Source organism: Arthrobacter sp. 49Tsu3.1M3, from assembly GCF_900168135.1.
Lineage (GTDB): Bacteria > Actinomycetota > Actinomycetes > Actinomycetales > Micrococcaceae > Arthrobacter.
In genome coordinates, this window is the sequence record NZ_FUZD01000043.1 from 1 (window position 1) to 2,809 (window position 2,809).

At 66.7% G+C, this 2,809-nt stretch carries 3 protein-coding genes; 2 read left to right on the top strand and 1 reads right to left on the bottom strand.

What is annotated here, in order from left to right:
- Positions 1-157 precede the first annotated feature (157 nt).
- Positions 158-1,048, top strand: coding sequence for a universal stress protein (locus B5X90_RS20805; protein WP_256860372.1), 891 nt, complete (start codon positions 158-160; stop codon positions 1,046-1,048).
- Between the two features lie 175 nt (positions 1,049-1,223).
- Positions 1,224-1,682 (top strand): transferase, encoded by a 459-nt coding sequence (locus B5X90_RS20810; protein ID WP_256860373.1) that lies wholly within the window; start codon positions 1,224-1,226, stop codon positions 1,680-1,682.
- Between the two features lie 468 nt (positions 1,683-2,150).
- Here the strand turns inward: B5X90_RS20810 and B5X90_RS20815 are convergent, their stop codons facing one another.
- Positions 2,151-2,708, bottom strand: coding sequence for an NADPH-dependent FMN reductase (locus B5X90_RS20815; protein ID WP_079555779.1), 558 nt, complete (start codon positions 2,706-2,708; stop codon positions 2,151-2,153).
- Between the last annotated feature and the right edge of the window lie 101 nt (positions 2,709-2,809).

Sequence of the window (2,809 nt, forward strand, 5' to 3'; positions counted from 1 at the left end):
CAAGAGGCCGGACGCCGGCCCCGTGTTCGGCGCCCGGATGCCGCCCGGGACATTCATCGGGCAGGACCCCTCAACCTAATCCGTCGGCCCGGTTACTGCCGCCCAATACCAGGGCGCTTTCTTGAGATCCAGCGGTCTGCGGATACCATTTTGATAGATGCAGCCAGCGGAAAAGGCGGCTCCGGCCGCGGTCTTCTACGCTGGCACCGGCGGTGAAGGGGCGGTAACCATGGATGCCCAGGTGGCCCTCGGGTATGACGGCTCGGACTCCTCCCGGCTCGCCCTTCGCTGGGCCGCCGGCTACGCCGGGGCGGCCCGCGCTTCGCTGCGGATCATTCATGCCTGGATCTGGCCTCTGTTTACCCATGACGTGGGCCCGGTGAAGGGCGTCGCGGACAGCGGGCTGCGCCACGCAGCCGAAGTGATTCTCGCCGAGGGCGTCGATCTCGCCCGCGGGATCTGCCCCGGGCTGTCCATTGATCCGCGCATTGGCGCCGGATTGCCCGCGGAGGTCCTGCGCCGGGAATCTCTCGAGGCCAGGCTGCTGGTTATCGGCAACCGCGGTCTCGGCACCTTCCTGGGAAAGCTTGTCGGCTCCGTGTCCCTTGACCTTGCCGCGGCCTGCCCCTCCCCACTCGTAGTGATCCGTGCCCGGCACGAGGAACAAAAACCGGTCGTCGCCTGCGTCGACGGCCACCTACGCAGCAGCAAAGTCCTGGAACAGGCAGTTCCGGTCGCACGCAGCCTGCAAACGGCGCTGCGGATCGTCCACGTGGACACGAGACCACCCGGGCCGGGGCGTCATACCCCGTCCCGGTTCCACGGCCGGACCGTGCTGCACAATGCCATGCTCCGCGTGCGGGAACTCGATCCTGACCTCCCCGTAACCGAAGACCTCCTCTCCGGCGAGCCCGTGGCCAGCGCCCTGATCGGCGCCGGCGCGGAAGCCGAGCTGCTGGTGCTCGGAGCACACGGCGCCGAAGGCCACCCCGGCACGCTGGTAACCGTCCTGACCCACGCACCCTGCAACATCATGATCGCCAGATAACACGGCATGCCGCAGGCCCGGATTCCGGACCGGGCACCCGCCTGCGGACCAGGCCGGGGCGGATCCACCGCCCCTCGTTCGAACGCCCCGTTGTGTGCCGCCCCGTTGTGCGGAATCTATCCCGCACTGGCGGCGTTAATTGTTGTGGTGCCCGTGAGCGCCAGAAAGGAATGAAGTGAGAAGGAACATCATCGAGGTCGTCGAAGACGACGCCGGCAGGGCCACGACGTACCACCGGCACGCAAACGGCGGGGGCCTGCTCGGGCCCGGCGCGCTGGCGGAGGAGAACTCCTACATCGACGCAACAACCTATATCGAGGCAGGCGCCCGCATCGGCTCCCACTGCAGGATCGGCCGCGGGGGCTGGATAGACCGCCGGGCGACGGTCGGGGACCACGTCGTCATCGGAGATGACGTCTACGTGGGCCGCGGAGCGGCAGTGGGCAGCAGGGCCCGGATCGGCAGCCACTCCCGCATCGGAACCGGCGCCCGAATCGGCCACGGGGTCCGGCTGCACGGGGACAGCATCGTTCCCGCTGGCACCCACATCGCGGACCCCGCAACGTCCCACCGCAGCGCCTCGGCCCGGCCGGGAAAGAAGGGCCACGGGCCGGATCCACGGATGGCAGCCTAACGGGCCGGGCCCGCCGGCCCGGGAATGGTCACCGGTGGCCTTGGACATCACGGATCTGCCGCAGGCGGCCCGAAGCGGCAGGAAGTGCCCGCTGTCGCCCTGGACTGGGTCTCTGAGTCGGAGGGTGTCAGCGTCGATGACTCCCCGGCGCAGCACCGCAACGACCACAGCATCGCCGGCCTGAGGATCTAATTCAGCGCGGTCATCGACGGGGTCGGCGGCGTCTTCCCCCGCCCCCAGACAAGGAGATGCATTGGCTCGGATGGGGACAGCTCATCGAGACGCCTCCAGCGCGGCCACGATCGACACCGAAGTCGACGGGCTATGCCGAGACCCAGAAGCAACAGCGACCAGGACCGGGCCAAAAGGACCTCTGCAGCGGCTGGCTCGCCTGTACACAGCGAGGCTCCGAGTTTGGACAGCCTGAGGCAACCGGCAACCGGCAACCGGCATCCGGATCGCCGGAGACTAGGTGCGGAGGGTTTTCAATGCTGTTGCCCATGAAATGAGCTGGTCCAGGAGCGGCTCCAGGGCGTCTTCCGCGGTCTGGCTGGGTCTGAACTTGCTGAAATCCTGGAAATCCGTGGCAAAGGGCAGGGCCACCTGGGCCCGGACGTCGGCCATCTGCAGTTCGCCGGCAATCAGGCGCAGGTTTTCGACAGCGCGGACTCCACCGGCGCTTCCATAGGAGACGAAGCCCACTGCTTTGTTGTTCCATTCCGCATAGAGGAAATCCAGGGCATTCTTCAAGACCCCGGGAACCGAGTGATTGTATTCAGCCGTGACAAAGACAAAGCCGTCGAACCGCGAGATCGTCCGGGCCCAGACCTTCGTGTGCTCATGCCGGTAGTCCCCTAGGGACGGAGGCATCGGCTCATCCAACAGCGGAAGGTTGTAATCGGCCAAGTCCAGCATCTCAAAGTCAGCACCTCCCCGGGAGGTTGCCCGGGACAGCACCCAGTCCGCCACCTGCCTGCTCCGGCGGCCCGGACGGGTGCTGCCAACCATCACGGCGATTTTCACCACGGCGGAAACCTCGTTTCTTTTTGGTATCGGCTTTCAGTTCACACGATACGCTCCCGGCCCGTGCACACATGCGATGGCTCAACCGGCCAGGAGAAGCCTGC

Coding starts and splice junctions, on each gene's coding strand:
- B5X90_RS20805 (WP_256860372.1), top strand. CDS start 158: ATGCAGCCAGCGGAAAAGGCGGCTCCGGCCGCGGTCTTCTACGCTGGC.